This window comes from Tessaracoccus sp. (assembly GCF_016714275.1).
Taxonomy (GTDB): domain Bacteria; phylum Actinomycetota; class Actinomycetes; order Propionibacteriales; family Propionibacteriaceae; genus Arachnia.
The window spans coordinates 1-21,981 of the sequence record NZ_JADJNP010000008.1 but is presented as its reverse complement, the minus strand read 5'-3'; the positions used below and the strand labels follow the sequence as shown (position 1 = coordinate 21,981).

Below are 21,981 nucleotides of genomic sequence, written 5' to 3'. Positions count from 1 at the left end.
GACCCACCACCATGCGCACCCTGCTGACCCTGATCACCCTCGCCCTCACTCTCGCCACCGGCGCCTGCGCCTGCCCCGACAACGACCCCGGCAACGACCCGCCGACGCCGCCGCAGCTGATTACCTGTGCCAGCGTCGGGTGCGGGTTCGCGAGCCGGCAGGCCCCGGCCTGCACCGAGGCCGGGTGCACCTGCACCAAGGATGCGATGGTCCTCAACTGCCTCCCCGACTGTCAGGGCGTCTGCGTCGACAAGACCACGATCGCCTGCGACGCGCAGGGCTGTGTCTGTGAGGCGACGGTCGGCACGATCGAGTGTACGCCATGACGGTGAAGTCTGGACCGCTCGACGACGACGCGCGCGCCATCGTGATTCGTGAGCGCTGCTCGACCTGCACGGTGGGTCCCGGCTGGAATTGCGTCGATCGTCACGGGCGCAACCGCTACCCGCACAAGGCGCGGGTCCACGCCGCCGCAGCGCGCATCCGCACGGTGGACGATTGACGCCGCCCGACGTCGTCTGCGGCGCGTGTGAGCGCACACACGCGGTCAACAAAGACGGGCGCGTACGCGTACACAACGACCGCGCGACAGGTCGCTCGTGCCGCGGTTCGGGCACACCGCACGACCGGCACGCTCCGTCACCGATCTCGAAATCGTCGGCACAGGTCCCGACACGCGTCGGCGCTAACACTCCAATCCCAGCCTCACCCCAAGCCATGAGCAACACCGCCCACTACGTCGTCTACCACGACCTGATCCACGGCCCCGGCGGCGCCGGACAAAGCCTTGCCGACGCGATCGGACGCTACACGCTCGCCGAGGCCACCGACGTCGCCGCGCGCCTCGGGTACTGCACCCGCCGCCCGATCGCCGGTCAGCCGCCCGACATCCTGTTTCGCCCGCTGCCCGGCGCGCTGACGCCGATCGGCTTCTGGCGCGGCAACGGCGAGAACCCGGCGCTGCCCTGGCCGGCCGAACACGTCGTCGAAGTCGACCCTACCAGGCGCACGGCGCTGGTCGACATCCTAACCAGCGGCGAGGTGGGTATCCGGTATCGCGGCATCGCGCTGTGCCGCATGTGCCAGCGATACCTCGGCTCGTGCGACATGTGGGGCCACGACCACCTGTGGCCGCAAGGGTTGGAGCACTACGTCACCGACCACGGCGTGTGGCCGCCGGGCGCTGACGGGCTGCTCACCGCGGCCAGCGCGTTGACATGATCACGGCGTCGGCGCCGGCATCGTCGACGCGACCGAGCAGCCGCCGCACGTCGACCGCAGCGTCCACATCAGGATGCCGTCGTCGCCGTCCGCCGGCGTGTAGTAGAACAGCAGCCAGTCGCCCGCGGGCGCGACCGGCAGCTGGACCGGAACGTTGCTGGTGAGCGCACCCGACGTGTAGATCGTCCGCTCGAGCTGGACGTGTGCTGTCTCGACCACGGGTGGGTCGATCGGCGCAAGCTCGGTGAAGTCGACGACGGCGACGCGAATGCTCGGCGTACAACCGACGGCACGGAACGCCGCCATGAGGCAGCAGCGGCCGTGCACGGGCGTAATCGCGAACAGCTGCTCGCCCGGCGTCGAGGCCGCGTTGACCGGCACGGGCTGCGTCAGCGGCCGCGCACCGCCCGGCCGTTGCGCCAGCTGGTACAGGTGCGTCCGCACCAGCTGCAGCGGTGGCGTCTGGAGGTAGAACCGCAGCGCCAACACAGGCTCGGCGAAGGCCGACTTGCCGGTGAGCCCCGGGATCTCGGCGGTCGTGAAGGCCGACAGCGTGCTCCCGCCCGACTTCGCGTAGGTCGGGTGGTAGATCGCGTCCGGGTGCGCGCGCAGCGTCACCGTCGGCTGCGGCACGACGCCGTTGCTGATTTCAGGCAGGATCGGCGGCGCGAGCAACAACGGCGCCTCGACAGACAGCGAGAAGCTCTGGCTGTTGACCGCGACGGCGACCGAACCCTTCTGGGCCGCCGAGATCACGCCGGCGCCGAGCGACGTCTCGATGATCACCCGGTCGATGTCGCTCTGCGGGTGGATCGCGATGCCCCGCGGCGCGGGGAGCTTCACGTCCGTGGCCGCGAACGGGTAGATCAGCCCCTGGTTGTCACCGTGGACGACCGACGACCCACCCCACCCGCGGATGTACATGTCGAAGTAGGTGAGGCCAAGCCGGATCGCCTCTTGCGGGTTGACGTTGAACTGGACGCCGATGGCCATGGCTTCCTCTCAGTGCGTGACGGGCAGCGCGACCGAGGCCGCGTAGGTCAGACGACCGCCGCCGGGTGACACGGCGCAGATGAACTGTTGCGGCGCGAGGATGATCGCGTCGGACATCCCGGCGGGCAGCTCGTAGCGATCGGTCGTGACGTTCGTCGTGTTCGCCGCGCTCGTGACGAAGGCGAGGTAGATGGGGTTGCCGCCGACGTTGCGGACCAGCAGCCGGATCCAGCTGTCGGCTGGTGCCGTGTAGAACGGGCCCAGCGTCGGTGCCGGGATCGTCGGCACCGAGACCACGCCAAAGGTCGAAGGCCGGATCATGGGTTAGCCCCGCGGCGGCGCGACTTGAAGGAAGAAGCCTTGGAGCACGAGAGTGACGCGAAGGCTGATGATGCCCGAGCCCGCGAACGACGCAGGGAAGGTGTCGCAGGAGCCCGTCAAGACGACACCGTTGGCATTGGGCAGCACGATCGGCTCCTCCAGACGCCAGTACCGCTCGCTCGTCGAACCGCCGACGAGGTTGCTGATCCGCGTCGGCGCCTTCGTGCCGTTCTGGTTGAAGCCCTGCCAGAGCACGGCCAGCTTGATGAGCGCCTCGGCGACGTTGACGTCGGGTTGCGTCGCCAACAAGAGCCCGCTCGAGTCGAGCGCGCTCACCCGCGGGATGACCCGGTGGACGGCGAACGGCATGCCCTCCTGGTTCATCAGGTCCGCGTTCGGGAAGGCGATGCCGGTCTGCCCCGTCGTGAAGGTCTGTTCGGTGGGCATGTTGTACGGGAACATGTCCATGATCTGGAGGCCGGCGAAGGTCTGTGCGAGGCGACCCATGGTGGTGGCGGTCCTTTCGAGAGAGAGGGAAGGCTCAGGGAGCTGGAGGAGCCTGAGCCCGAGCCTGCGAGAGCCTGGGCGCGAGCCTGGGTGAGAGCCTGGGTGAGAGTATGCCAGCTCCGGGGGCGTTTGGGGAGCCTATGTGGAGCCTTTGGTTTGGGCTAGGGGCGGCCGTCGGGGGCGGCGCCGAGGGAACAGCTTAGGCCTTGGGCTCGTCGGTGCGCGTCGGCGCGGTCGTCCCGTTTGCGGCAACATCGCCCCGCAGCAAGGGGACGTTAGCCGCAGGCGTACCGAGCTGGATGGCCGTCCAAATCCGCCGGACCGTCCGGGCGCTGACGTTGAACGTCTCGGCGATCTCCGCCTGCGTTACGCCCTTCCGCAAGAGCCCAATGATCTGTTCGCGGGCGTTGAGCGAGATCCGGTCACGCCGATTCAGCAGCTGTACGGTCGGGGTCGCCCACCGACAGTTGTCTGGCGCGTAATCGCCGTTTGCGTTGACACGGTCGAGCGACGTTCCTTTCGGCCGTTCACCCATATCGGCAAGAAAATTCTCGAAGCTATCCCACCGTGCACACACCTTGATGCCACGACCGCCGTAGTTGGCGTAGCCGGCCGCACCCGGCGTGTTGCAACGTGCCCGCATGTTTGCCCACGACGCGTACGTCGACGACCGCGATGCCCGCGCATCGCCGCCGGGCGCCACACCGGGCGCCAGGCGCCGCAGGCCGTGCGTCGTCCGCCGCCGCGCCATGTCTTCCCGTTGGAAGCATCCGCACGATGTTGACATCCCGCGACGCAGCGACCCGCCCTCGATGATCCGCAGGGTGCCGCAGTCACACTTGCAGGTCCAGCGCGGCTTCTGTTTGGACCCGGGCGTAGGCGGGACGCGGTGAAGGACGACGAGCCGCCCAAAACGTTGACCAGTGAGATCGACGAACGCAGACATGCAACCTCCGAAAAGCCGAACGGGGCCGGGCGACGTGCCCGACCCCGTGGAGGTTGCGCTCGGTGTCTGTCGAAGTCAATGGACTTTCAGCTAGAGGACATCCAGCTCAAAGCCCAATGATTTCAACTAGACAACCGGGCGCTTGAAGAGACCGTTGAGCTCCCCGTGGGCGTCGACGAACGTCAGGTCGGTGCCACCGTCGGTCGCGTCCTGCGAGATCACCAGCGGCGACTGCGGGGCGAACACGAGCTTGAAGCTCAGGTTCTCCTGCAGGCGGATCGGCAGCACCATCGAGTTGCGCGAGCGCGGGTCCGGACGGCCGTTCTGCACGACCTCGAAGTCCGACGTGGTCGCGTTGATGTACGCGCCGCGGCCGGTCGGGAAGTTGACCGGGATGCCCTCGCTGTAGGTCTTCTCGCGGTACTTGAACTGGATGTTCGTCAGGCGGTTGATCCCGAAGAACGTCGCCATGCGCAGCGGCTCCGACAGCGCGCCGCCCGAGTCGCCGATGACCGGCTGGGTGGCGCCGGTCTGCGGACGGCACGCGCGGATGAAGTCGATGCCGATCGAGAAGACCAGCAGCTCGTACGCCTGCGGCAGGCCGTTCGAGCCGGCGCGCTGCAGGTTGGTGTCGGCCGAGGTCAGCGTGCGGGTGCCGCCCGGGATCTGCTGCGACAGGCCGGCGCCGAAGCACTCGAGCGCGCCCGACTGCCCGTTCGACAGCTGGATCGTCGAGAAGATGCGGTCGTCGACCCAGTCGGCCAGCGAGATGACCGAGCCGTCCTGGAGGGTGAAGGTGGTGGTGCCGGGTGCGACGCCGACGGTGCCCATGGACATGGTGGTAGCTCCTGAGAGGGCGGGCTGTTCACCCGCAAGTTGAAGGGCGGGCTGTTCACCCGCAGGTCAGAGGCTCAGCCGTCGAACACCGACGGCGTCGAACTGGGATCAGTGCGAGATGTGCGTCGCGCCGTAGCGCGCCGCCAGCTGCATGTGGTGGGTGGGCGGCCCGAGCAGGTTCACCGGAGCGCCGTGGCCGTTGTCCGCGATCGGACCGGCGACCGCGCCGGCGACGCCGGGGACGGTGCCGTAGGCGTGCGGCTGCGGCTGCGCGGTGGCGTAGCCGAGGCCGTTGATCTGATCGGCGCGGACCATGCCGAGCATCGGGTTCACGGTCTCGGCCGCGTAGTAGCCGACGCCGGCGACCGGGGCCTTGGCCACCATCGACTCGATCAGGCGCGGGGCCGCCGAGGCGACGGCGCCCGCGAGGGTGCCGCCGACGGCGCCGCGGGTGCTCGGCGAGAGGGCCATGCCGCCCGCGACGAGCGCCGCGGCGAACACGCCGGTCACCTCGGAGTGCCGGGCGAACCAGCTGTCCGGCGAGAGGAACATCCGGGCCGACATGGCCCCGACACCTTGGACACCGGCGCCGATGGCCGGAGACCACTCCAGAAGGCTGTTGGGCATGTAATCGCCGAGGCTGGACATGATGATGGACTCGCTTTCGTTCAGTGAGGGTTGGAGACGGGGGTCAGTCGTCAGTGCAGGAACCCTTGACGAAGGCCCAGCCACTGCGATGGGTTGGCGACGGGGGGACGGGGCAGAGCTTGACGGGCTTGCCGGTGCGCTTGTTCTTCACGCATCGGCAACCCTCGCGGTCGAGCTTGGGCTTCGCCGCCGGCGCCGCGGGCGGCGGGCCGTCCAGCGTGATCGCGGCGGCCATCAGTAGCCCGCTCCGGTCGGGCTCTTGACGCCGAACCACTTGGTCAGGACGTCTTCCTCGGCGCGCGCCGCGACGACGGGCGGGAGCCCGTCGCGGATGACGCGGTTCCAGAAGTTCTGGGGGAACGCGGCCTGGTTCTGCGCCATCGCGACGCCGGTCGCGACGGGGCCGCGCGCGGGCGGATCACCCTGCGCCGGCATGTAGACCATCGCGGCGTCGGACTTCGGCGACTGCGGCGTCGGCGCCCAGCCGCTGGTCACGGCGATGGCCGCGACGTTGGCGTTGGGCGGCCGCGGCGAGGTGTCGACCGTGGTGACCTGACCGGGCGCGGTCACGGCCACGGCGCGCGCGGTACGGCGAAGCCGTTGGGTCTGCAGGTTGAGCTGGACCTTGGCCTTGAAGGCCTGCCACCGCGACTTCATCGAACCCAGGGCCGGCGCACAACCGACGCCGCCGTTGCAGCCCCAGAGCGCGACCGGGCCGGCCAGCGCGCCGGGCGAGACGAAGCTCGCGGCGACGGCGTTGGTGTCCGGCACGGGGTTGAAGTTCGCGAACGGCTGCAGCACGCTCGTGATGTACACACCGTCGGGACGGAGGTAGTGCTGGAGAGCGCCGTGGCGAGTCATTGTCAGTAGACTAGCGGGTCGCCAGGCTCCAATCAAGCTCTAAGTACGCGAAATCGTTTGAAGTCCAAAGAATCTCAAGGATGGCCATTGACGGCCATTGACGGAACAACGGACTATGCCGACGTGCCACGCCGCCGTCCGCTCAAGCGCCCGCCCACGCGTACGTCAGCGTCGCCCGTCTCGCTCGCCGAGCTGCCGATGCTCACGATGAACCGTGCGGTGACGTTCACGGGGCTCAGCCGCTCGACGCTCGAGCGCGCCGTCGCCGGCGGTCAGCTCCGGCCGTGCGGCCGCGTCACGCGGCGGCGGATCATGATGTTCGAGCGCAGCGAGCTAGAACGGTGGCTGCGGACAGACGCAGCACCGTCGGGGGAATCACGGACATGACGCGGTTGGGAAGCTGTACGCCCTGTACAGCCATCCTCGACATGCAGGCGCAGATCGACGAGATCGCCGCCATCACGACCTGCTGGCACACCGACTGCGGCTACCGGCCGCCGCCGCGGACAAGCCCCGAGACGTGTCCGTGCGTCCCGAAGGCGGCGGCGATCACGGCTGCACGCCGGGTCGCGGACGAGCTGCCGACGCGGATCCGGTGGTTCCCGACGGGCGACGGTGGGCTCATCGCCGAGTGCTTCGACGACCCCGCATCGATCATGTTCCGCAGCGTCGAGGTAACAGTCATCGACGTGTTCGCGGACGGTACGGTCTGGGCGCTCGGCGTCGACGATCAGGAGCACCAGTGGCCGGCGTGAATCCACAGCCGCACCTGATCCGCTGCCGGGGGCCGTTGAACCGTCCCGAGTATGTCTTGGCGTGGCACTTGATCCTGCGCGACGCGATGCGCGGCGTGCCTACGCGGCTCCTGCACCGTATGTGTTGGTTGCCGGCCGCACAGACACGGCCGTCGATCTGGAAGCGCTGCCGACGGTGCGGGTGCGTATACCTTGGACGTGACCTGCCGGCCGCCGTCTGCCGCGCCGTGGGCGCCGACTGATGCAGACGCCGTTACCCGTCCCCGTGACGCCAGCCATCGAAGCTGCGGTCGCCAACGGCGACTACGTCCGGGCCGGCGGCGATTGTGTCTGCGAGGTATGCGGCCGCGCGTACTGGCGACACCCGGTGCTCGACCCGTACGGCTGGCTTCACGTGCTCTGCGACGGGCTGCTCGTGAAGCTCTAGGCTATCCAGTTCGCGGACCATCGCGTAGTATCTAGGGCTATGACCACAGAAACGATCATCGCAGACACCAAGGGGGCGTTGCTGACCGCGCTGCGTGCGTACACACGGGCAGAGCGCGCCGGGACATGCGGTGAGGCGGCCAACAACCTGCGGATCGGCCAGAAGCAGGAACAGCGCGCGCGTGAGGCCATGCGCGGGGTCTTCGCGAAGCAACTGGAGTTTCGGCACTGGTCGCCAGCCCGGAAAGAGCTGTTTGAGCTGGTCGGGCTACTGCCGAACGCCGAGATGCGCGCGCACCTGCATCGGTTGAACAAGTGTGGCATCACGGAATCGCAATGGGCGCACCGTGCAGCCGCCGAGCGCGTCGACAAAACGGACAGCGCACGCGAGCGTCAGTACCGCAAACGGCGCAAGAAAGACCGTTGACGCGTGCCCTACTGCTCGTGAAGCTCTAGACGCCGAACGGCCGGACGACGGTCGGGATGCCCGCCGTCCCGAGCGTCGCCGCGATCCGTTGCGCACCGACCGGGTTCATCGAATGGACGATCACGGCGTGCGGGCGCCGCGGGACGGGCAGCCCGGCGAGGAACATCGCGACGTCGTTGCCGTTGGGGCCGCCGAGGTCGTAGTCGAGGCTGACGACGTCGAAGGTCGCGGCGTGCAGCTCGACGAGGGCTTCGTCGTAGGACCGCGCGATCGTCACGACGTAGCCGGCCAGGCGGCGGCGCAGCTCGGCGTCGCGCTCGGGGCAATCCTCGACGACCAGCGCAGCGGGCACTACTTGGCCGTCGCGCGTGCGAGCTTGCGTGCAGCCCCGAGCTGGCGGACGCCCTTGGCGACGTGCTTCCCGGCCGCGGTGAACCCACGGACGATGTAGGCGCCGCCTTCGCGCGTCACCGACGCGCTGCCGTTGCCCGTGTACTTCTCGATGCAGCCCAACGCGAAGCTCCGTACGGAGCACGTCTGATTGCGCTTGATGGCCATGGCTACTTCCACCGCCGGCGGCGGGCCTTCGTTGGCGTCAGCACCTCGACGCGGACGCGCTCCGGCTCGCCGATGCGTGCCTTCCACGCGTTGAACTCGCTGACGCAGGTATCCAAGAACATCGTCCGAGGACACTTGGCCGCCTTGACGAACGCGTCAGCGTCCATCGACCCGATGCGCTTGCCATCTGACTCGACGATCACTCGAAACTCAAGCCCGCGTGCCATGACGGCCTCCCTTGCGACGACGCCGGACGCCCTTGAGGTCGGCCGGGCAGCGGTCGTCGAACCAGATCACGCCAGCGGCGCCGCTCGCGAAGGCACGACGGACGCGCCGCCGTCCCTCGAGCATGCACGGCAACTGGCAGACGATCTCACCCGGGCGATGCGGCGACGCCGCACAGTCGGCCTGACCGAACTGCGCGGCGGCGCGCTGCGCGCCGGCGAGGTTGTTGTTGATGCGGACGGTGATCACGGTGGATTACCGCCGGCGCTTGCAGCGCAGCACCTTGTGCTGCAACTTGGACGCCGCGGTACGTTGGTGCGGCGTCGTCGCCTGTTGCCGTGCGCGTGCAGCTGCGGTTGCGGCACCGGCGCAATCGCCAGCCTTGACGGCTGCGAGCGCGGCGCGGGCGCTTGCATCGAAGGTGCGCGTCGACATTGACGCGCCAAACCCACGGAGTCCACGGCCACGGCCGCGCTCCGCCAGATCCTCCGTGATGTTGCCCGCGGCGATCCAAATGATCCGTTCACGGTTGGCGTTGTCGTCGGCGAGTTCCGCCGCGTCCCAGGCACCGTGCTCCTTCAACTCGGCACGGATCTTCTCCGGGTCGATCTTGCGGAGCTGCCGCGCGATCTTCGGGTCACGCAGCAGCGCGCGTACGTCGCTCAACGCGTCACGCCCCGGTTGAGAGGCACTGCGCGCCTGGTCCGCGGTCATCTGAATCTCGAAGGTGTTGAACGGGGCGTACATGATGTTCACCGACCCTTCCGGCGCGCACGGCCGACGCCGCCACACTTGTACTTGCACTTCCCGAAGCCCTGGGCCGCACCGATCGCCGGCGTCAGGACGGGAAAGAAGAAGCCGAGGACGCCCCAGCCGACGCCCCACCCGATCGAGCCGCCATGGCGCTTCGAGCCGTGGTAGGCGCTCGCACCGACGCTGGCGGTCGTCAGCAGGCCCCAGGCGACCGCGCCGGCCTTGCCAGCGGGGCCCTTGAGCGTGGGTGGACGTTGGAGCAGCTGAATGTTCATGGACGGCAGTCTACCGTGATGCGGTCGACGGCGTCAACGTCAACGCCGGCGGCGTCGCTACTCGACGCAGCGAAGGCAACTTCCGGCGTGATCGCACGGCGCCGGCGAACATCGAACCCTCTCGCGCGTACTCGCCGAGGCTCCAGGACGCGTGGTGACCTGGCTGGTCGCCGCCGGCGGTGTATCGCATCCGCCCCGAGACCGCCGCGAAGATGTTGCCGTCCTCCTCGACAAGCCGACGGGCTTCACCCAGCGCGCGCTTGACCGCGTTCGGAGCACACGGATCGGGCCAGTCCATATGCTTCATGGGCGCGTGTGGATCGGCGCCGTACGAGACCGTCATCGAGGGCACCAACTTCCGCCACCCGGTCGCCGTGTCGAACTTGTGCTTCGCAGCGCACGCCTTCGCCCACGTCAGGTCGTTGTACTTGGTGCTCCGGTTGCCGAGGCTCAAATCGTCGAGCGTCGGGAGCCGTCCGGTCGCCGGACGAAACACGGCCTTAGCCTTCGGCGCCATGGCTACGCCCGCCCCGCGGCCGGCCGCGCGCAGCTGCTCGCGTTGCGCCCATAGCCCTGCCCGACGGCGATGAGCGGCACGACGCCTGGCAGCACCGCGCCCATCGTGAACCAGACGAGGCCCCACCAGGCCGAGCCGTCGTTGCGCTTGACGCCGTGGTAGCCCGAGACGAGCGCGCTGGCAAAGACGAGCGCGCCGCGCCACGTGAGGACGTTCTCGAGGCCCCGTGCCGAGGCCCACGGTCCGGCGAGCCCGCCGCTCTTGAGGCCGAGCCAGGCCCGCAGCTGACCCATCGTTGGGCGCCCGGTCGCCTGCCCCCACCCCACCGACAGCCGGACGACGTTGTTGGGCGTGTCGAAGACGAGCGCGTTGGGTGCGCCGAACGCCAGCGTCGGCTCGACTGGCGTCGTGTCGGGGACGTGCGGCAGCGCCGCGACGGCAGCACGGAGTTCGGCGACGGGGTTCATGAGCGAGAGCATACAGGCTCTTGCCGGGGGTCTGCAACGTCGGCTACGCTACGGCGCATGGACAAGTGCATCGAGCGTCGCGTCGGCGGCCTGAAGTCGTCGCTGTGCCCTGGCGGGGCGCTGCGGCAGTACAAGACCGCGTCTGATCGGTCGTACATCCGGCTGGGAATCACGCCGTACACCAATCCGCGCGGCCGCGGATTCTGTTACGACCTGAGCGCCCAGCAATGGCCGTCGGCCGCGCGCGGCGCGCGCAGCATCCCGCTCGCGTGCAAGCTGTCGACCGTGAAGGCGACGCCGTACGTCAAGCAGTTCGCGGCGGCGCTGCATCGGCTCGCGGCACACCCGCACGCCTGGGAGCGCGTCGCCAAGCTCGCAGTCGACGGCGGCAGCGCGACCACAATCCGCCGTGCGCTGCAAGCTGAAGGCGTGTGGTCCGCATGACCCGGCTCGCCGGCGGCAAGCCCATCCCGCTCCCCAAGGGAGAAGCCGGACGGATCGCGGCCGCGCTGATCAAGCAATTCCCAGCGTGCGGTCCAGACCACGTCCGTGGCGACTTCGCGTCGACGACGTCGCGCCCGGTCTACGCAGGGAAGCCGGTCGGCGTCAGCGTCTTTCCTGTACCCGGCGACCCCAACGCGCCACCGCACCGCGAGCACGTTCCGGCTGGCAGCTTCGCACGCTACTCGCCACGCGGCCAACACGCCGGACGGGTCCGGCTCGACGTCACGCCAAGCTGCCGGCGCCGCGCGGACTGGAACCGGGACATGCGCAGCGTGATCCAGCACGAGCTGGCACACGCCGCGGACGTCACGACGACGTACCGGCACGCAGCCTCCGACGAGTTCTGCGGCTACGTGAACGCGCCGACGGAGATCACGGCGCGCATCGCGCAGGTCACGCACGAGCTATCGTCGACGGAGGCCCGCAAGGCGGTCCGTCAACGGGTCGACTATGCCCACCCTGACGACCCAGCGCGAGCGCATGAGATCCTGTACAAGTCGCCGACCTACAACGCCGTCGAGAACTGCCTGACGCCGAAGAACAAGCGCAAGTTCTTGCAGCTCGCGGCACGGCTGTGGCAGTCGGGACGGTATGGTGAGCCGCCACGCCCCGGTCAGGGTGCGCGGGTCAATCAGGAGCTACTGCCACCGAAGTTCCCGCGCGACCGCCGCCGGCGCTAACGCCGACGTCGACCGTGGCCGGCACACGACGTCGCGTTCAGCTTGATCACCTCGTAGGCACGCGTGCCGACGCGGCAGCGTGCGAGGCGTGGCTGCCAGGCACCCTTCGGGCATCCGACGAGGATGCGGGTGTCACCGCGGACCAGGGTCCGGAAGGACCGCGGGTCGAACGACGCCTTCGGGTGCTCGACCTTGACGCACTTCATGCCGGTGAGCCTATTGAGGGCGAGACCCTGGCCACGTTCATGGCCGACAATCCGGACGCACAAACCTACGCCGCGACCGTCGCAAACCGCCCCGTGTTTTTCATCCAGACCGCCGGCTTTGAATTCATCTTTGCACCCGACAGCGTCATCAAGCTCCGACTTCGATGATCACGTAGTACGCCGCGAATGACCGAGCGCCGTAACCGGACACGGCAACGCGTAGCTCCCCGTCCGCGTGACCGTCGCAGCACGGAGGCGTGCTTGCTTGGCCCAGAAGTCGTGCGAGTGCGCGCCCGGATCGCGGTTGCCCGCGACGCTCACGAGCTGACCACGCCGACGGCACGCCTCACGCGCAGCCGCTTCGTAGAGCTGGGTCCCAATACGCTGACGGCGGTGGTTGGCATCGACGTAGACGCCGCGCACGTTCCAGCTGACACGTCCGCCGACGGGCTTCGGCAGCTTGACGACGTTGATCGATCCACAGACCCGGTCGCCACAGTATGCGTCGAAGCGGAACGACAGCTTGCCGCCTGTCTCGACCTCGCGGATGACGGCCGGCATCAGGCCGGGGCCTCGACGGTGTAGTCCCGCGCCTTGCCGTACCGCGCCTCGGACCCGAGCTTCGCGTTCCACGGCAGCGTCGTGTCCACCGCACGCGCGAGCTTCGGCGCGTGCTTCGGCAAGAGCGTCACGGGGTAGATGTGTTCCCAGTCCCCAAACCGCGAGGACGCGCTCACGCGGAGCCGGACGGTGTGGCCGATGACGGTCAAGAGTGAAGCGATGACGCCGACATGGTCGTCGCAGTCGCCTCCCCCGTACTCGAGCGTCACCCACGGCTTCTGGTAGAGGTCGATCGCCTCGACCTTGCCCGTCTTCGGGTTGAGCACCGGACCGATGTCACCCGTATACCGGACGTTGGCCTTGACGTAGTCGAAGACCCGCTGCGCTTCACACGCGCCGTCGTCACGGCCACAGCTGCGCGTGATCTGCAGCGCGAGCTTCCGGATGCGCGGATCGTTGACGCCGTCCCAGACGCGCGCCTGGATCAGGTTGAGGCGCTCGTCGATGCTCATCGACGCCAGCTCGTAGCGGCGCATCGTCACGCCGCCCTCGGTCCGCGTCTCGGTCACCGTCGGCGTCTTCGCCGGGTTCTTCTTGATCAGCACCGGCTTCGGATTCGAGCGGCCGAGCAGCCGCCCGCGCTTGGCGTGGAAGTATGCACCCGTCCCGACGGCGACGGCGGCAAGGCCACCCCAGAACACGGGAGAGCGGAACAGGCTCGTGGTCATTCTAGGAGCCTACCACGGGCGGTGACAGGCCGGCTAGCCGTCGTGTAGGCTCCCAGCATGACCACGCCGCCGCCGTGCCCGCGCCCGAGCCTCAACGACCTGCCCAACCTGTCGTTGGACATCCCGGCGTTTATGTTTGGGGCGGCGTGCCTGCCCGGCACCGCGACGGACGCCGGCTGCCCCGCCGACAAGGCGTACTACGTCATCGTCGTGCCCTGGGAGCAGTTCGTCGCAGAGGGTTGGACGGCGCCCGGCGGCAATCGTTACTGGCAGAGTTCGATGCCGGCCAACCCCGACGACGTCCGCGCCCGGATGATCCTGCGGTTGATGGCGGCACGCAGCAAGACCGCGTTCCGCGACAAGTACAAGAACAGCAGCACGCCGGTGGCGAAGATTCTCGAGGGAAAGCCGGCCGTGCCGACGCACCGCGAGGGGCTTCGGACGATCCTCGCACAACCCGCCGAGGCCTGGGCGACGCAGGTTGGCGTCGTGTCCGTCGAAGTTCAGCCGACGCCTGGCGAGTCGGCCAAGGCGTTTGCGGCGCGTGGTGGGTACTTGCTCGACCTGAGCCCGGCATCGAGCCCATTTCTCGGCAAGCAGGCACTACAGGCGTACGGCGCACGACCGTGGATGGGCGGCAACGTCCGGACGGCCGAGCTGTGGGCGACGTACGACGTCGGCACACGGACGATCGGCTACGCCGTCCGTGTCGCGCTCAAGGGCACGTGGAAGCAGGCCGTCGACGGGACCGAGAAGTGGATCCGCGACAACGCCGCCAAGTTCTGCGCGAAGGCGACCGGCACCGAGGCGCTCGCCGCAGCAGGCGCGCTTGCGGCCTTCCCGGCGGCTGCGCCCTACCTGGCCGCCTACGGCGCCGCGTTGTCGGTGTGCGGCATGGCGTCGATTCCGGCACCGCCGTGCACACCCCAAGCGTGGCCAGGGCTGGTGGCCGGCGGTACAGCCGGCGAGGGGCTCACGTTCACAACGGGTGGCAAGGGCCGGCCGCTGTTCATCGACACAAGCGCCGTGCTGACGGCGATCAGTCCCAAGGTCCAGGGTATCCGCACCGAGGCCGTCGCGCAGTCTATCGCGTATCCGCTCGGCACGATCGCGTGGCTCGACCCGACGTTGAACAAGTACCGGGTCGCTGTCCCGGCACCCGGCCCAGGGACGACGCACCGCGAGACGGTGACGATCGCGACGCCGCCCCAGACCACGAGCGTCCAGGTCGTCGATCAGACCGCCTGGCAACGTGCGACGCGGCCGTGGTTGCAACGGACGCGGACCAAGTACGGGCTGATCGGCGGCGGCGTGGCCGCCGCGGCCGCGGTCGGCGCCGGGCTGTTCTTGCGGCACTGACGGGCGCTGGTGTAGGCTCTGACCATGCCCGCACCCGGTCAGACTGCCACGACGCCGCCCAAGCCCGATTCCGGCGTCGCTGAACTCCAGCGCGTCCTCAAGGCGTACGTCGCCGCGACCGGGTACGCCGCTGCCGACCCGGGCACCGTCGATGGCCTCGTGGGCATCAAGACTGCGACGGCGGTCGCGATGATGATCCCGCGCATTCCCGATCTGCCGCAGTCGGTTCGGGCGATGGGGCCCGTCATCTTGATGCTGCTGGCGACGGACGACGGCCGCGCGAGCGTCTACAAGATGATCCGCGAGAACGCCAGCACGATCGCAGGCGGCATCATCGCGATGGAGGCGTATCGCGCCGGCACCGCGGCGAGCGGCGGCGGATCGACGCCAGCCCAGGGCACGCCCGCGCCACGGACGCGGTTCAGCGAAGCACTCACGACGGTGCTCGTGTCCGCGGCCGGGTCGCCGGCCGTGCCGGCGATGCCGACGACGACGATCTGGTGGTACGCCGGCAATCAGTACCGGGTCGCCGTGCCGCGCAGCGCGACGCTCGGTGGATACACCGACTACGTCGAGGTGGCGCCGTCGCTGACCCGCCCGAACTTCGGCACCCAGGTGAGCCGGACCGACTTCTTCAAGGCGATCGGTCACTGGTGGGCGACGCCTATCGGGATCGGTGGCCTTGTCGCCGGCGGCCTCGTCGTCGTCGGCGGAGCCGTGCTCGGCGTCCGCGCGTTGACGCGCTAGACAGCCGCGGCCCTTTCCGGCAAGCTCTCGAGGATGTCCATCCTTGGCTTGCTCGCCGACCGTCCCCAAGACGTCGTCACCGTCCTCAGCTTCCTCGGGGGACTCCTGGGGCTCCACAAGTACAACAAGAAGCGGCAGGCCGCCGCCGCTGAGGTCAGCCGGTGGACGTCGACGGCCGCTGCGCTCGTCGTCGGCTTGATCCAGCACGGGCTAGTCACCGACGAAGACGAAGCCGTCCGCCGGGGGTTGGCGCGATTCAAGGCGCTCGCAAGCGCGGCCGGCGTCAGCGTCACACCCGAGCATGAAACGCGTGCGGCCAGCGTGATCGCCGAGGCCGCCACTGCGGCGGGCCAGGTCGCGCTCAAGGACGCCGCGCGGCAGTTGTTCAAGGCCGCCGACGCGGCCCTCAAGCACATGGAGGCTGTGGCGGCAGCGACGAAGACGAAGGCGAAGCCGACCAAGTAGTCAGCGCCGCCAGGGGTGTGGTACGCTGCCTGGCATGCAGACTGCGCAAACGCTCCCGCGATCGGTCGGCGTCGCCCCCGGCACCACGACGCTCGTGCTCAGCGGACCGACCGTCGGCTGCGAGAATCCTGCGCGGGTGGCCCGGCAGCGGCAGATGCTGTACCCGCCGGGCAAGGTCAACGTCGGCTTGCCGCCAGCCCCGGCCGGCTGGCAGGCCGGCCCGGCGGCCACGATGGCGACGGCTACCACGGCGGCGCGGCCCCCGCGGGCGGGTGGCACGCAGGCCGTCGAGGCCGTCCGGAACGCGGTGACCCGCGTCCAGAACGTGCTCGACCCCTACGGCACGATCGAGTCGCTCAAGGGCGTCATCGCCAGCCGCGAGACGCGGCTGGGCCTCGTGCTCGCGCCCGAGGGCGACCGATCGCCGTACCCGAGCAGCGAGATCGTCGCGGTCGGCAAGACCACGGCGGGGCCGTCGGCCTACTGCACGCGGCGCCCCGAGCGCGGCCCCAACTTCCGTGAGAACCAGACGTGGCAGTACGAGCACGAAGGCCTCGGCGCTGTCCCGACGGACCTGCAGCTTGCGACCCAACGCGGGTACACGCCGGTGTTCTCGCAGTGGGCGCCCGGCAAGACGGGCGCGTACAGCCCGCTGCCGTGGATCCCGCCGACGGGCTCGCCGCGGTCGACGCTGCCGGGTGACCCGCCGGGCTACGTCCAGGGCTACATGACGCAGCTGGCAGGTCCGCGCATGACGATGCTCGGCGCCGACGGTGAGCCCACGGTCACGTCGCCGTTGGCACCGACCACGGCGCCGCCGGCGGAGTACAACGCCGGGCAGGCCGCCGTCGAGGAGCTGAAGCGCCACCAAGACCGGATGTACAGCCTGGGCATCCTCAGCGCGGCGGCGGTCGCGATGACCGCGATGGTCAACGTGTTCCGCTACATGGACGACAAGCGGACGGCGCGCAAGCGGACGAAGACGGCGGTAGCGGCAGAACCTGCGCCGGCGTTGAGCGGTCGGCGCCTGCGGCGGCGATGAGCGCGGACGCAGACACGAAGCCGATTCGGATGCCGCACACGGTCTACTTCGCGATCGTCCAGTGGCAACCGACGCGGATCCGGGCGGAGGGTGCGAACGTCGGCGTCGTGCTCGTCGATCCTGACCGTGGCCGCCTCGAGACGGCCTACGTCACCGCGTTCGATCGGCTCCGGGTGATGTTCCCGAAGGCGAAGCTGGACGACGTCCGGCTGGCATCCGAGATCCGTAGCTTCGATGCGCGGCTGCGCGAGGTCGACGTGACGGTGCCAGCGGTCGGGACGTTCTTGGCCGGCGAGACCCACAGCGTCGTCGCGACGCCGTTGCGCACCGCGGACGGGCGTATCGCGACGCTCCGGCGGTTGTTCACCGAGCTGGTCGAGGATTGACAATCGTGGCCGTGTCGCATATGCAACACGGACCATGCTCCAGCCCGCCGAATCGACGTTCGAGGTATTGACGACGCTCACGCAGACGATCGACGCCGTCCGCCTTCCGACGGCCGATGACGTCGAACGCGTCTATGCGCTCTACCACGCTGCGCCCGTGTGCGTCCCGCAGCACACCATCACGCCCGCCTTCTGGCCGACGGTCCAGGCCGCCGCCGCGGACGCACGACGCGCGATCGCCGAGTTCCAGCAACGCGCTTCCCTCTAGGCGCGGCGGCGTGCTACAACGGTTCGCAAATGCGAGCCCAGACACGTGAGGTGGGCGACGTCGTGGTACCGACGGCGCCCGTGCAAGGTCACATCAAGCCGATGGCGCCCATCGGGCCGTCGACGCGCGAGCTGGCCGAGGAGATCGTCAAGCTGTTGCGCCGGAAGCCGCGCAAGGACGCGCGGTGAGCCTTGGTTGGCATCGCACACGACGTGCCTGGGCACGGGCCTGGCTGCAGCCTCGCACAATGCGGCACCGCCAGCGCGCAGCTACGAACCGCCCGTCCGGCAGCATGATGCACGCCATGCCTGGTGATTGCCCATTCTGTGGCAACGTATGCACACCAGCTGACGCGTGGACTTGCGGAGCCGGTCGTCGTACATGAGAATGCCGAAGCCATGGCTTCAACCTCGACCATCACGATCCCGAAGGCACAGTACGACCGGATGACGCGCGACCTCGAGACGGCACGCCAGGACGCCGCCAAGGCGCGCGCGGCTGCGCAAGCCGTCCGCGCCGAGACGCCGACGGTGCAGGCGGCCAAGCTCCGCGAGCTGATCAACCACCTCACGGTCATCGTCGACCACCACGTCGCCAACCTTCACCCCGAGAACACAGTGGACCTGCCGATGGAGGCACTCGCCGGCGCGGCCGCGCTGATCGACGCCGTCCCCGGCGCGACGCCGCGAGACGCTGAGCGAAGCAGCATCTGGGAGGAGCGCGCCGACCTCATCGGGGAGTGGCGGACCCGGCGCGCGGGCCGAGGCGACAACGCCTTCGATCGGGTCGCGCTCTCGACGCGGCTGTCGCCCGATCGCCCGGATGATGTCGACGAGCGGCGCATCCTGGTCAACGCAGCCCGGTGCCGCGATTGCATGACGATCGCGCAGTCGACGGGGACCCACGACCTTGCGCGCTGCAGCTGCGGCAAGAGCTTCGCCGACGGCGGCTACGAGTACCTCCGCCGCGGCTTTGGCAGCGCCGGGTTTGATGAGGCGACTGTCTGGGTGAAGGGCAACCTCCCCGACGACCTCAAGACAGCATACCGGGACGCGATCCGGGCGATCATCGCCGTCGCGTCGCGCGCAGCGCAGACGCCCAAGCCGCGCGCCAAGCCCAAGACCAAGACCAAGACCAAGCGCGGCGGACGCGCACCCCGCCGTGGTCACGGCCCCGTCCGCTAGTCCTCGTCGCAGGTCAACCGGAACCAGGCGTTACCGCGGACGCGGATGACGTAGACCGCCAGGGGGATCGCGAGCACGCCGCCGTAGGTCTGCCGGACCTGCCGGTAAGCCATCTGCGACTTGACGACAGCGCCTTCCTCCCAGGCACGCCGGCGCCTGATCGCGGCCCGACGGGCGCGCCAATCACCGCTCGACATGACCACGCACGACGGGTGGTTGGAACAGCCGGCGGACGTCGCCATCGGGCACGGCGACGATCATCTCGCGTGCCGTGGGGCTACAGCGTGCGGCGACGTACTCAGCCGGCAGCTCACCCATCGCGTCGGGCTCGACCGCGGCCCGCAGCCAAGGCAGCTCGCCATCGACGACACCTTCGGACTCCCACAGCGTGTAGATGCGCACGGCCGGACAATCGTCGAGATCACCCGGCGCAGTCAAGGTGTCGGTTTCGCATTTGCGACCGGCGGCGGCGTGATGTAGGATCGAGGCACAATCATGAACCACATCTGCGCGGTCTGTCGTCAGCCGCAGTCGGCCCGCCGCCACCTCACCTACGTCTACACGGCGTGCGGCTTGGCGAACGCCATCCTCAACAACGTCGAGGTCCGGACCTGCGGCTGTGGTGATGCCGTCGTCATCCCCGACGTCGACGGCCTCCACCAGGCGATCGCCGCGGCGCTGCTGATGACGGCGGGGCCGCTGAACCCCGCCGAGATCGCGTACCTCCGGAAGTTCGTCGACGGGTTGGTCGCGGGCGACGTCGACATCACGCCGCCGATCCAGCTGCGTTGCGACGCTGGCCGGTGGCACACCGTCGATTAATCGTTGATTCGCATTTGCGATTAATCAAGGGATGGGGTAGGGTGCTCCGCACATGCATGAGACCTGCATCGCGATCACCGGCGTCGCCCCGCTCATCGTCCACAACGGGCGCCTCGCCGATCCCCTCGACCCGATGACGCGCCAGCTCGCCGAGCTGACTGGCAAGCGCAAGAAGACGCTCGAGGACCACCTCCGGATCTCCCGCGTCGAGTGGGAGGGCGGGTTGTACCTCGACGACGACGGTGAGCCGTGCCTGCCCAGCGAGTGCATCGAGGCGACGCTGGTCGCCGGCGCCAAGCGAACCAAGCAGGGGCGTGACGCCAAGGCCGGCATCGTCGTCCCAGACCACGCCAAGCTCGTCTACGACGGCCCCAAGGACGTCGAGGCGATGTGGAAAAGCGGCAAGTTCCTGAAGCGGAATGGCGTCCGCGTCGGCCCCGCGCGGGTGATCCGGTCGCGGCCGATCTTCCATGCCTGGTCGACGACCGTCCGGATCGTCTGGGATCCAGACGTCATCCGCGACGAACCCGACCTGCTGAAGATCTGCGAGGCGGCGGGGCAGATGGGTACCTGCGAGTGGCGCCCGCGGTTCGGGCGGTTCGAGGTTCGCAAGATCAGCTAGCACTGCGAAGCGTAGCCCAGCCACGCGTCGTCTTGCGAGGCGTAGCCGTGCAGGGCAGGGCAATGCAGGGCAGGGCAAGGCACAGGAACGCAACGTAATGGGCGCTCGTCGCGCACTTTTTTGACAGTATTGAGCGCTGCTAAGCACGGCCATGACGTGCCCAGCGGGGCGAAGCCGGTGCTGCGGCTTGGTACGACTCGGTAAGGCTAGCAATGGGCGCTCGTCGCGCACTTTTCTTGTATCGGCCGGCTGGCTATGCTACTTGCGAGGTGACTGATGTCCGATGACAACGACGTCTTGATCTCGACGCGATACCCGATCGACCCTGACACCGTCGCCAAGGGCGACGAGATCTCGGTCGAGACGCTAACGCAACTCAGCGGCGCCGAGCGTGGATCGCAGAAGTACCAGCTGTTCGCGATGTCCCTCGGCGACTGGATCGAGCGCCAAAAAGCCGAGCGCGGTGATCACGTCGTCGTCACCATGCGCAAGGGCGCGCTGCGGGTCTTGCTCGACCACGAGGTCCCGGCGTACACCGCACGGCGGTGGCGTGAGTCACTCGGCATCCAACGGCGTGCCATCCAAGCGGTCGGGTACGTCGATCGATCGCAGCTCCCCGACGACGCCGCCCGCAACCAGCTTGACCGCCAGGCGACGTCGATGGCTGCGCAGTATACGGCTGCCCGCAACGCGGCGCGTGCGGCGAACCGAATCCTCAACCCGGCGGTACGTCGGTCTACACCGACAACGCTGGGTGTCCCAAAGGGGTCGAAGGGATCAGATTAGTTGGATAGGCGTGCAGGGCCAGGCAAGGCCAAGCGCTGCAGCGCATGGATACGCAATGGGCACTCGTCGTGCTTTTTTTTAATGGCCGAGGTCGGCTACGCTAAGCGAGGTAGCACAAAGCTACGCAGGGCGGAGCCTCGCAAGGTAACGCAAGGGGCGCTCGTCGCGCACTTTTTTACTCAGTCGCATTTGCGAACTGGTCATCTGTCGTGGTAAGACAAGACCGCGTGTCACCTCATCAGCTCACCGCACTACACGCCATCCGTGACGCATTCACGGTCACGTTGACACGCGAGCATGCGCTACGTGCGCGGCGATCCGGCTGGCTCGCGGACGAGCTAGCGGCGATGCGCGCGGCGATCAACCGTGAGCGTCACCGGCAACGCTTGGCACCCGTCGACGAGGCTGCGGTCGCCGCGGCTGATCGCCTCGCTGCCGGCCACGTTGACTACGCATCCAAGTTCACGCTCTACTGCGCCGAGCTGGCGTGCGGCCTTCGAGGTGTCCGATGACCACCCTCCAGATCTGCGTCTTAGCCGTGACGGTCATCCTACTCGTCGGGCTGGTCATCCAGGCACGCCAGCCCGACGCCGAGCCTGCGCCCCGCGTCGCGCTAGTCTACCTGCCGCACCAGTGCCGAGTCTGCTGGCGCGGGTACCGCAGCGCTGAGGTGCTGCACTTCCACCTCTACGGCCTCGACGGTGAAGGCCAGCACGGTCGCCTACCGCAGATCGTGCCGCTCGAGATCGACGGCGAAGCCTGCGTCGGCACACCTACGCCGGCGCCCGAGGAAACACCATGAGCTACAGTGATGGCGGGATCGACGACGCCGACGTCGACATGACGGCGATCGATACGGCGATCGACGCCTTTGCGCACGCGCC

43 protein-coding genes are annotated in these 21,981 nt (G+C 68.7%); 23 read left to right on the top strand and 20 right to left on the bottom strand.

All coding sequences use genetic code 11. From position 1 onward, the window contains the following. The first annotated feature begins 11 nt into the window (after positions 1-11). The 3 genes from IPJ61_RS19210 (at position 12) to IPJ61_RS19200 (ending at position 1,221) form a co-directional block, all read left to right on the top strand. Complete coding sequence (locus IPJ61_RS19210) at positions 12-326, top strand: hypothetical protein (RefSeq protein WP_297111695.1); 315 nt, start codon at positions 12-14, stop codon at positions 324-326. Beyond that, positions 323-502, top strand: a complete 180-nt coding sequence (locus IPJ61_RS19205; protein WP_297111692.1) for a hypothetical protein — start codon at positions 323-325, stop codon at positions 500-502. Before IPJ61_RS19210 ends, IPJ61_RS19205 begins: the two co-directional genes overlap by 4 nt. Positions 503-717: 215 nt before the next feature. Continuing rightward, a complete protein-coding gene (locus tag IPJ61_RS19200) occupies positions 718-1,221 on the top strand; it encodes a hypothetical protein (RefSeq protein ID WP_297111689.1) in 504 nt (167 codons plus the stop codon). Here the strand turns inward: IPJ61_RS19200 and IPJ61_RS19195 are convergent, their stop codons facing one another. From IPJ61_RS19195 to IPJ61_RS19160, 8 genes are all read right to left on the bottom strand, one after another. Further along, positions 1,222-2,214 (bottom strand): hypothetical protein, encoded by a 993-nt coding sequence (locus IPJ61_RS19195; protein WP_297111686.1) that lies wholly within the window; start codon positions 2,212-2,214, stop codon positions 1,222-1,224. 9 nt (positions 2,215-2,223) lie between these two features. Next, positions 2,224-2,535 (bottom strand): hypothetical protein, encoded by a 312-nt coding sequence (locus tag IPJ61_RS19190; RefSeq protein WP_297111682.1) that lies wholly within the window; start codon positions 2,533-2,535, stop codon positions 2,224-2,226. Positions 2,536-2,538: 3 nt separating this feature from the next. Beyond that, a complete protein-coding gene (locus tag IPJ61_RS19185) occupies positions 2,539-3,042 on the bottom strand; it encodes a hypothetical protein (RefSeq protein WP_297111679.1) in 504 nt (167 codons plus the stop codon). Between the two features lie 199 nt (positions 3,043-3,241). Further along, positions 3,242-3,793: a helix-turn-helix domain-containing protein gene (locus IPJ61_RS19180; protein WP_297111676.1), complete on the bottom strand. Its 552-nt coding sequence runs from the start codon at positions 3,791-3,793 to the stop codon at positions 3,242-3,244. Positions 3,794-4,114: 321 nt separating this feature from the next. Beyond that, the gene (locus IPJ61_RS19175) at positions 4,115-4,825 is read right to left on the bottom strand and encodes a hypothetical protein (RefSeq protein WP_297111673.1); all 711 of its coding nucleotides are present in this window, start codon (positions 4,823-4,825) and stop codon (positions 4,115-4,117) included. Between the two features lie 108 nt (positions 4,826-4,933). Then, complete coding sequence (locus IPJ61_RS19170; protein WP_297111671.1) at positions 4,934-5,452, bottom strand: hypothetical protein; 519 nt, start codon at positions 5,450-5,452, stop codon at positions 4,934-4,936. 64 nt (positions 5,453-5,516) lie between these two features. Further along, a complete protein-coding gene (locus IPJ61_RS19165) occupies positions 5,517-5,708 on the bottom strand; it encodes a hypothetical protein (RefSeq protein ID WP_297111667.1) in 192 nt (63 codons plus the stop codon). Beyond that, positions 5,708-6,334 (bottom strand): hypothetical protein, encoded by a 627-nt coding sequence (locus IPJ61_RS19160; RefSeq protein WP_297111664.1) that lies wholly within the window; start codon positions 6,332-6,334, stop codon positions 5,708-5,710. Before IPJ61_RS19160 ends, IPJ61_RS19165 begins: the two co-directional genes overlap by 1 nt. Positions 6,335-6,421: 87 nt before the next feature. On the opposite strand from IPJ61_RS19160, the gene IPJ61_RS19155 reads away from it, so the two are divergent. The 4 genes from IPJ61_RS19155 to IPJ61_RS19140 all read left to right on the top strand — a co-directional run bounded on the left by IPJ61_RS19155 (position 6,422) and on the right by IPJ61_RS19140 (position 7,942). Continuing rightward, complete coding sequence (locus IPJ61_RS19155) at positions 6,422-6,721, top strand: helix-turn-helix domain-containing protein (protein ID WP_297111661.1); 300 nt, start codon at positions 6,422-6,424, stop codon at positions 6,719-6,721. 41 nt (positions 6,722-6,762) lie between these two features. Continuing rightward, the gene (locus tag IPJ61_RS19150; RefSeq protein WP_297111658.1) at positions 6,763-7,089 is read left to right on the top strand and encodes a hypothetical protein; all 327 of its coding nucleotides are present in this window, start codon (positions 6,763-6,765) and stop codon (positions 7,087-7,089) included. Between the two features lie 241 nt (positions 7,090-7,330). Next, on the top strand, positions 7,331-7,516 hold the full coding sequence (locus tag IPJ61_RS19145; protein WP_297111655.1) for a hypothetical protein: 186 nt from the start codon (positions 7,331-7,333) through the stop codon (positions 7,514-7,516). Between the two features lie 39 nt (positions 7,517-7,555). After that, positions 7,556-7,942 carry a hypothetical protein gene (locus IPJ61_RS19140; protein WP_297111652.1) on the top strand — a complete coding sequence of 129 codons (387 nt, stop codon included), beginning with the start codon at positions 7,556-7,558 and terminating at the stop codon, positions 7,940-7,942. Positions 7,943-7,967: 25 nt separating this feature from the next. Here IPJ61_RS19140 and IPJ61_RS19135 read toward each other — a convergent pair whose 3' ends face one another. Genes IPJ61_RS19135 through IPJ61_RS19100 form a run of 8 tightly spaced genes read right to left on the bottom strand, consistent with a single transcriptional unit; the run spans position 7,968 to position 10,737 of the window. Then, the gene (locus IPJ61_RS19135) at positions 7,968-8,294 is read right to left on the bottom strand and encodes a cyclic-phosphate processing receiver domain-containing protein (RefSeq protein ID WP_297111649.1); all 327 of its coding nucleotides are present in this window, start codon (positions 8,292-8,294) and stop codon (positions 7,968-7,970) included. Further along, positions 8,294-8,500 (bottom strand): hypothetical protein, encoded by a 207-nt coding sequence (locus IPJ61_RS19130; RefSeq protein WP_297111646.1) that lies wholly within the window; start codon positions 8,498-8,500, stop codon positions 8,294-8,296. The genes IPJ61_RS19135 and IPJ61_RS19130 overlap by 1 nt, the downstream gene beginning before the upstream one ends. Positions 8,501-8,502: 2 nt before the next feature. Further along, positions 8,503-8,727 carry a hypothetical protein gene (locus IPJ61_RS19125; RefSeq protein ID WP_297111643.1) on the bottom strand — a complete coding sequence of 75 codons (225 nt, stop codon included), beginning with the start codon at positions 8,725-8,727 and terminating at the stop codon, positions 8,503-8,505. Then, a complete protein-coding gene (locus IPJ61_RS19120) occupies positions 8,711-8,974 on the bottom strand; it encodes a hypothetical protein (protein ID WP_297111640.1) in 264 nt (87 codons plus the stop codon). The genes IPJ61_RS19125 and IPJ61_RS19120 overlap by 17 nt, the downstream gene beginning before the upstream one ends. 6 nt (positions 8,975-8,980) lie before the next feature. Next, positions 8,981-9,481 (bottom strand): hypothetical protein, encoded by a 501-nt coding sequence (locus IPJ61_RS19115; RefSeq protein ID WP_297111639.1) that lies wholly within the window; start codon positions 9,479-9,481, stop codon positions 8,981-8,983. Beyond that, the gene (locus tag IPJ61_RS19110; RefSeq protein ID WP_297111636.1) at positions 9,478-9,753 is read right to left on the bottom strand and encodes a hypothetical protein; all 276 of its coding nucleotides are present in this window, start codon (positions 9,751-9,753) and stop codon (positions 9,478-9,480) included. Before IPJ61_RS19110 ends, IPJ61_RS19115 begins: the two co-directional genes overlap by 4 nt. Before the next feature lie 10 nt (positions 9,754-9,763). After that, positions 9,764-10,249 (bottom strand): hypothetical protein, encoded by a 486-nt coding sequence (locus tag IPJ61_RS19105; protein WP_297111633.1) that lies wholly within the window; start codon positions 10,247-10,249, stop codon positions 9,764-9,766. Between the two features lie 23 nt (positions 10,250-10,272). Continuing rightward, positions 10,273-10,737 carry a hypothetical protein gene (locus IPJ61_RS19100; RefSeq protein WP_297111629.1) on the bottom strand — a complete coding sequence of 155 codons (465 nt, stop codon included), beginning with the start codon at positions 10,735-10,737 and terminating at the stop codon, positions 10,273-10,275. Between the two features lie 57 nt (positions 10,738-10,794). Here IPJ61_RS19100 and IPJ61_RS19095 point away from each other — a divergent pair, with 57 nt between their 5' ends. Further along, positions 10,795-11,181, top strand: coding sequence for a hypothetical protein (locus tag IPJ61_RS19095; protein WP_297111626.1), 387 nt, complete (start codon positions 10,795-10,797; stop codon positions 11,179-11,181). Then, complete coding sequence (locus tag IPJ61_RS19090) at positions 11,178-11,921, top strand: hypothetical protein (protein ID WP_297111623.1); 744 nt, start codon at positions 11,178-11,180, stop codon at positions 11,919-11,921. The genes IPJ61_RS19095 and IPJ61_RS19090 overlap by 4 nt, the downstream gene beginning before the upstream one ends. On the opposite strand, the gene IPJ61_RS19085 is transcribed toward IPJ61_RS19090, so the two are convergent. Next, complete coding sequence (locus IPJ61_RS19085) at positions 11,918-12,127, bottom strand: hypothetical protein (protein WP_297111620.1); 210 nt, start codon at positions 12,125-12,127, stop codon at positions 11,918-11,920. The genes IPJ61_RS19090 and IPJ61_RS19085 overlap by 4 nt on opposite strands. Here IPJ61_RS19085 and IPJ61_RS19080 point away from each other — a divergent pair. Then, on the top strand, positions 12,104-12,295 hold the full coding sequence (locus tag IPJ61_RS19080) for a hypothetical protein (protein WP_297111617.1): 192 nt from the start codon (positions 12,104-12,106) through the stop codon (positions 12,293-12,295). The two genes, IPJ61_RS19085 and IPJ61_RS19080, sit on opposite strands and share 24 nt — an antisense overlap. On the opposite strand, the gene IPJ61_RS19075 is transcribed toward IPJ61_RS19080, so the two are convergent. After that, positions 12,296-12,688 carry a GNAT family N-acetyltransferase gene (locus IPJ61_RS19075; RefSeq protein ID WP_297111614.1) on the bottom strand — a complete coding sequence of 131 codons (393 nt, stop codon included), beginning with the start codon at positions 12,686-12,688 and terminating at the stop codon, positions 12,296-12,298. Beyond that, positions 12,688-13,416, bottom strand: a complete 729-nt coding sequence (locus tag IPJ61_RS19070; RefSeq protein ID WP_297111611.1) for a transglutaminase domain-containing protein — start codon at positions 13,414-13,416, stop codon at positions 12,688-12,690. The genes IPJ61_RS19075 and IPJ61_RS19070 overlap by 1 nt, the downstream gene beginning before the upstream one ends. Before the next feature lie 57 nt (positions 13,417-13,473). On the opposite strand from IPJ61_RS19070, the gene IPJ61_RS19065 reads away from it, so the two are divergent. The 8 genes from IPJ61_RS19065 (at position 13,474) to IPJ61_RS19030 (ending at position 18,867) form a co-directional block, all read left to right on the top strand. Continuing rightward, positions 13,474-14,775: a hypothetical protein gene (locus IPJ61_RS19065; protein WP_297111608.1), complete on the top strand. Its 1,302-nt coding sequence runs from the start codon at positions 13,474-13,476 to the stop codon at positions 14,773-14,775. 24 nt (positions 14,776-14,799) lie between these two features. After that, positions 14,800-15,522 carry a hypothetical protein gene (locus IPJ61_RS19060; protein WP_297111606.1) on the top strand — a complete coding sequence of 241 codons (723 nt, stop codon included), beginning with the start codon at positions 14,800-14,802 and terminating at the stop codon, positions 15,520-15,522. A 33-nt stretch (positions 15,523-15,555) separates the two neighbouring features. Next, positions 15,556-15,987: a hypothetical protein gene (locus IPJ61_RS19055; RefSeq protein ID WP_297111603.1), complete on the top strand. Its 432-nt coding sequence runs from the start codon at positions 15,556-15,558 to the stop codon at positions 15,985-15,987. Positions 15,988-16,021: 34 nt separating this feature from the next. Further along, a complete protein-coding gene (locus IPJ61_RS19050) occupies positions 16,022-17,029 on the top strand; it encodes a hypothetical protein (RefSeq protein ID WP_297111600.1) in 1,008 nt (335 codons plus the stop codon). After that, on the top strand, positions 17,026-17,415 hold the full coding sequence (locus tag IPJ61_RS19045) for a DUF3037 domain-containing protein (RefSeq protein WP_297111597.1): 390 nt from the start codon (positions 17,026-17,028) through the stop codon (positions 17,413-17,415). Before IPJ61_RS19050 ends, IPJ61_RS19045 begins: the two co-directional genes overlap by 4 nt. Positions 17,416-17,449: 34 nt before the next feature. Next, positions 17,450-17,683 carry a hypothetical protein gene (locus IPJ61_RS19040; RefSeq protein ID WP_297111594.1) on the top strand — a complete coding sequence of 78 codons (234 nt, stop codon included), beginning with the start codon at positions 17,450-17,452 and terminating at the stop codon, positions 17,681-17,683. A gap of 29 nt (positions 17,684-17,712) precedes the next feature. Then, a complete protein-coding gene (locus tag IPJ61_RS19035) occupies positions 17,713-17,871 on the top strand; it encodes a hypothetical protein (RefSeq protein ID WP_297111589.1) in 159 nt (52 codons plus the stop codon). Positions 17,872-18,081: 210 nt separating this feature from the next. Continuing rightward, the gene (locus IPJ61_RS19030; RefSeq protein WP_297111587.1) at positions 18,082-18,867 is read left to right on the top strand and encodes a DUF7695 domain-containing protein; all 786 of its coding nucleotides are present in this window, start codon (positions 18,082-18,084) and stop codon (positions 18,865-18,867) included. Positions 18,868-19,050: 183 nt separating this feature from the next. On the opposite strand, the gene IPJ61_RS19025 is transcribed toward IPJ61_RS19030, so the two are convergent. Next, positions 19,051-19,269, bottom strand: a complete 219-nt coding sequence (locus IPJ61_RS19025) for a hypothetical protein (protein ID WP_297111584.1) — start codon at positions 19,267-19,269, stop codon at positions 19,051-19,053. Positions 19,270-19,362: 93 nt separating this feature from the next. On the opposite strand from IPJ61_RS19025, the gene IPJ61_RS19020 reads away from it, so the two are divergent. From IPJ61_RS19020 to IPJ61_RS19000, 5 genes are all read left to right on the top strand, one after another. Next, positions 19,363-19,689, top strand: a complete 327-nt coding sequence (locus IPJ61_RS19020; RefSeq protein ID WP_297111581.1) for a hypothetical protein — start codon at positions 19,363-19,365, stop codon at positions 19,687-19,689. Positions 19,690-19,741: 52 nt separating this feature from the next. After that, complete coding sequence (locus IPJ61_RS19015) at positions 19,742-20,311, top strand: hypothetical protein (RefSeq protein ID WP_297111579.1); 570 nt, start codon at positions 19,742-19,744, stop codon at positions 20,309-20,311. A 276-nt stretch (positions 20,312-20,587) separates the two neighbouring features. Further along, positions 20,588-21,097: a hypothetical protein gene (locus IPJ61_RS19010; RefSeq protein WP_297111576.1), complete on the top strand. Its 510-nt coding sequence runs from the start codon at positions 20,588-20,590 to the stop codon at positions 21,095-21,097. 227 nt (positions 21,098-21,324) lie between these two features. Continuing rightward, complete coding sequence (locus IPJ61_RS19005; protein WP_297111574.1) at positions 21,325-21,609, top strand: hypothetical protein; 285 nt, start codon at positions 21,325-21,327, stop codon at positions 21,607-21,609. Further along, positions 21,606-21,899: a hypothetical protein gene (locus IPJ61_RS19000; RefSeq protein WP_297111572.1), complete on the top strand. Its 294-nt coding sequence runs from the start codon at positions 21,606-21,608 to the stop codon at positions 21,897-21,899. Before IPJ61_RS19005 ends, IPJ61_RS19000 begins: the two co-directional genes overlap by 4 nt. Positions 21,900-21,981 lie beyond the last annotated feature (82 nt).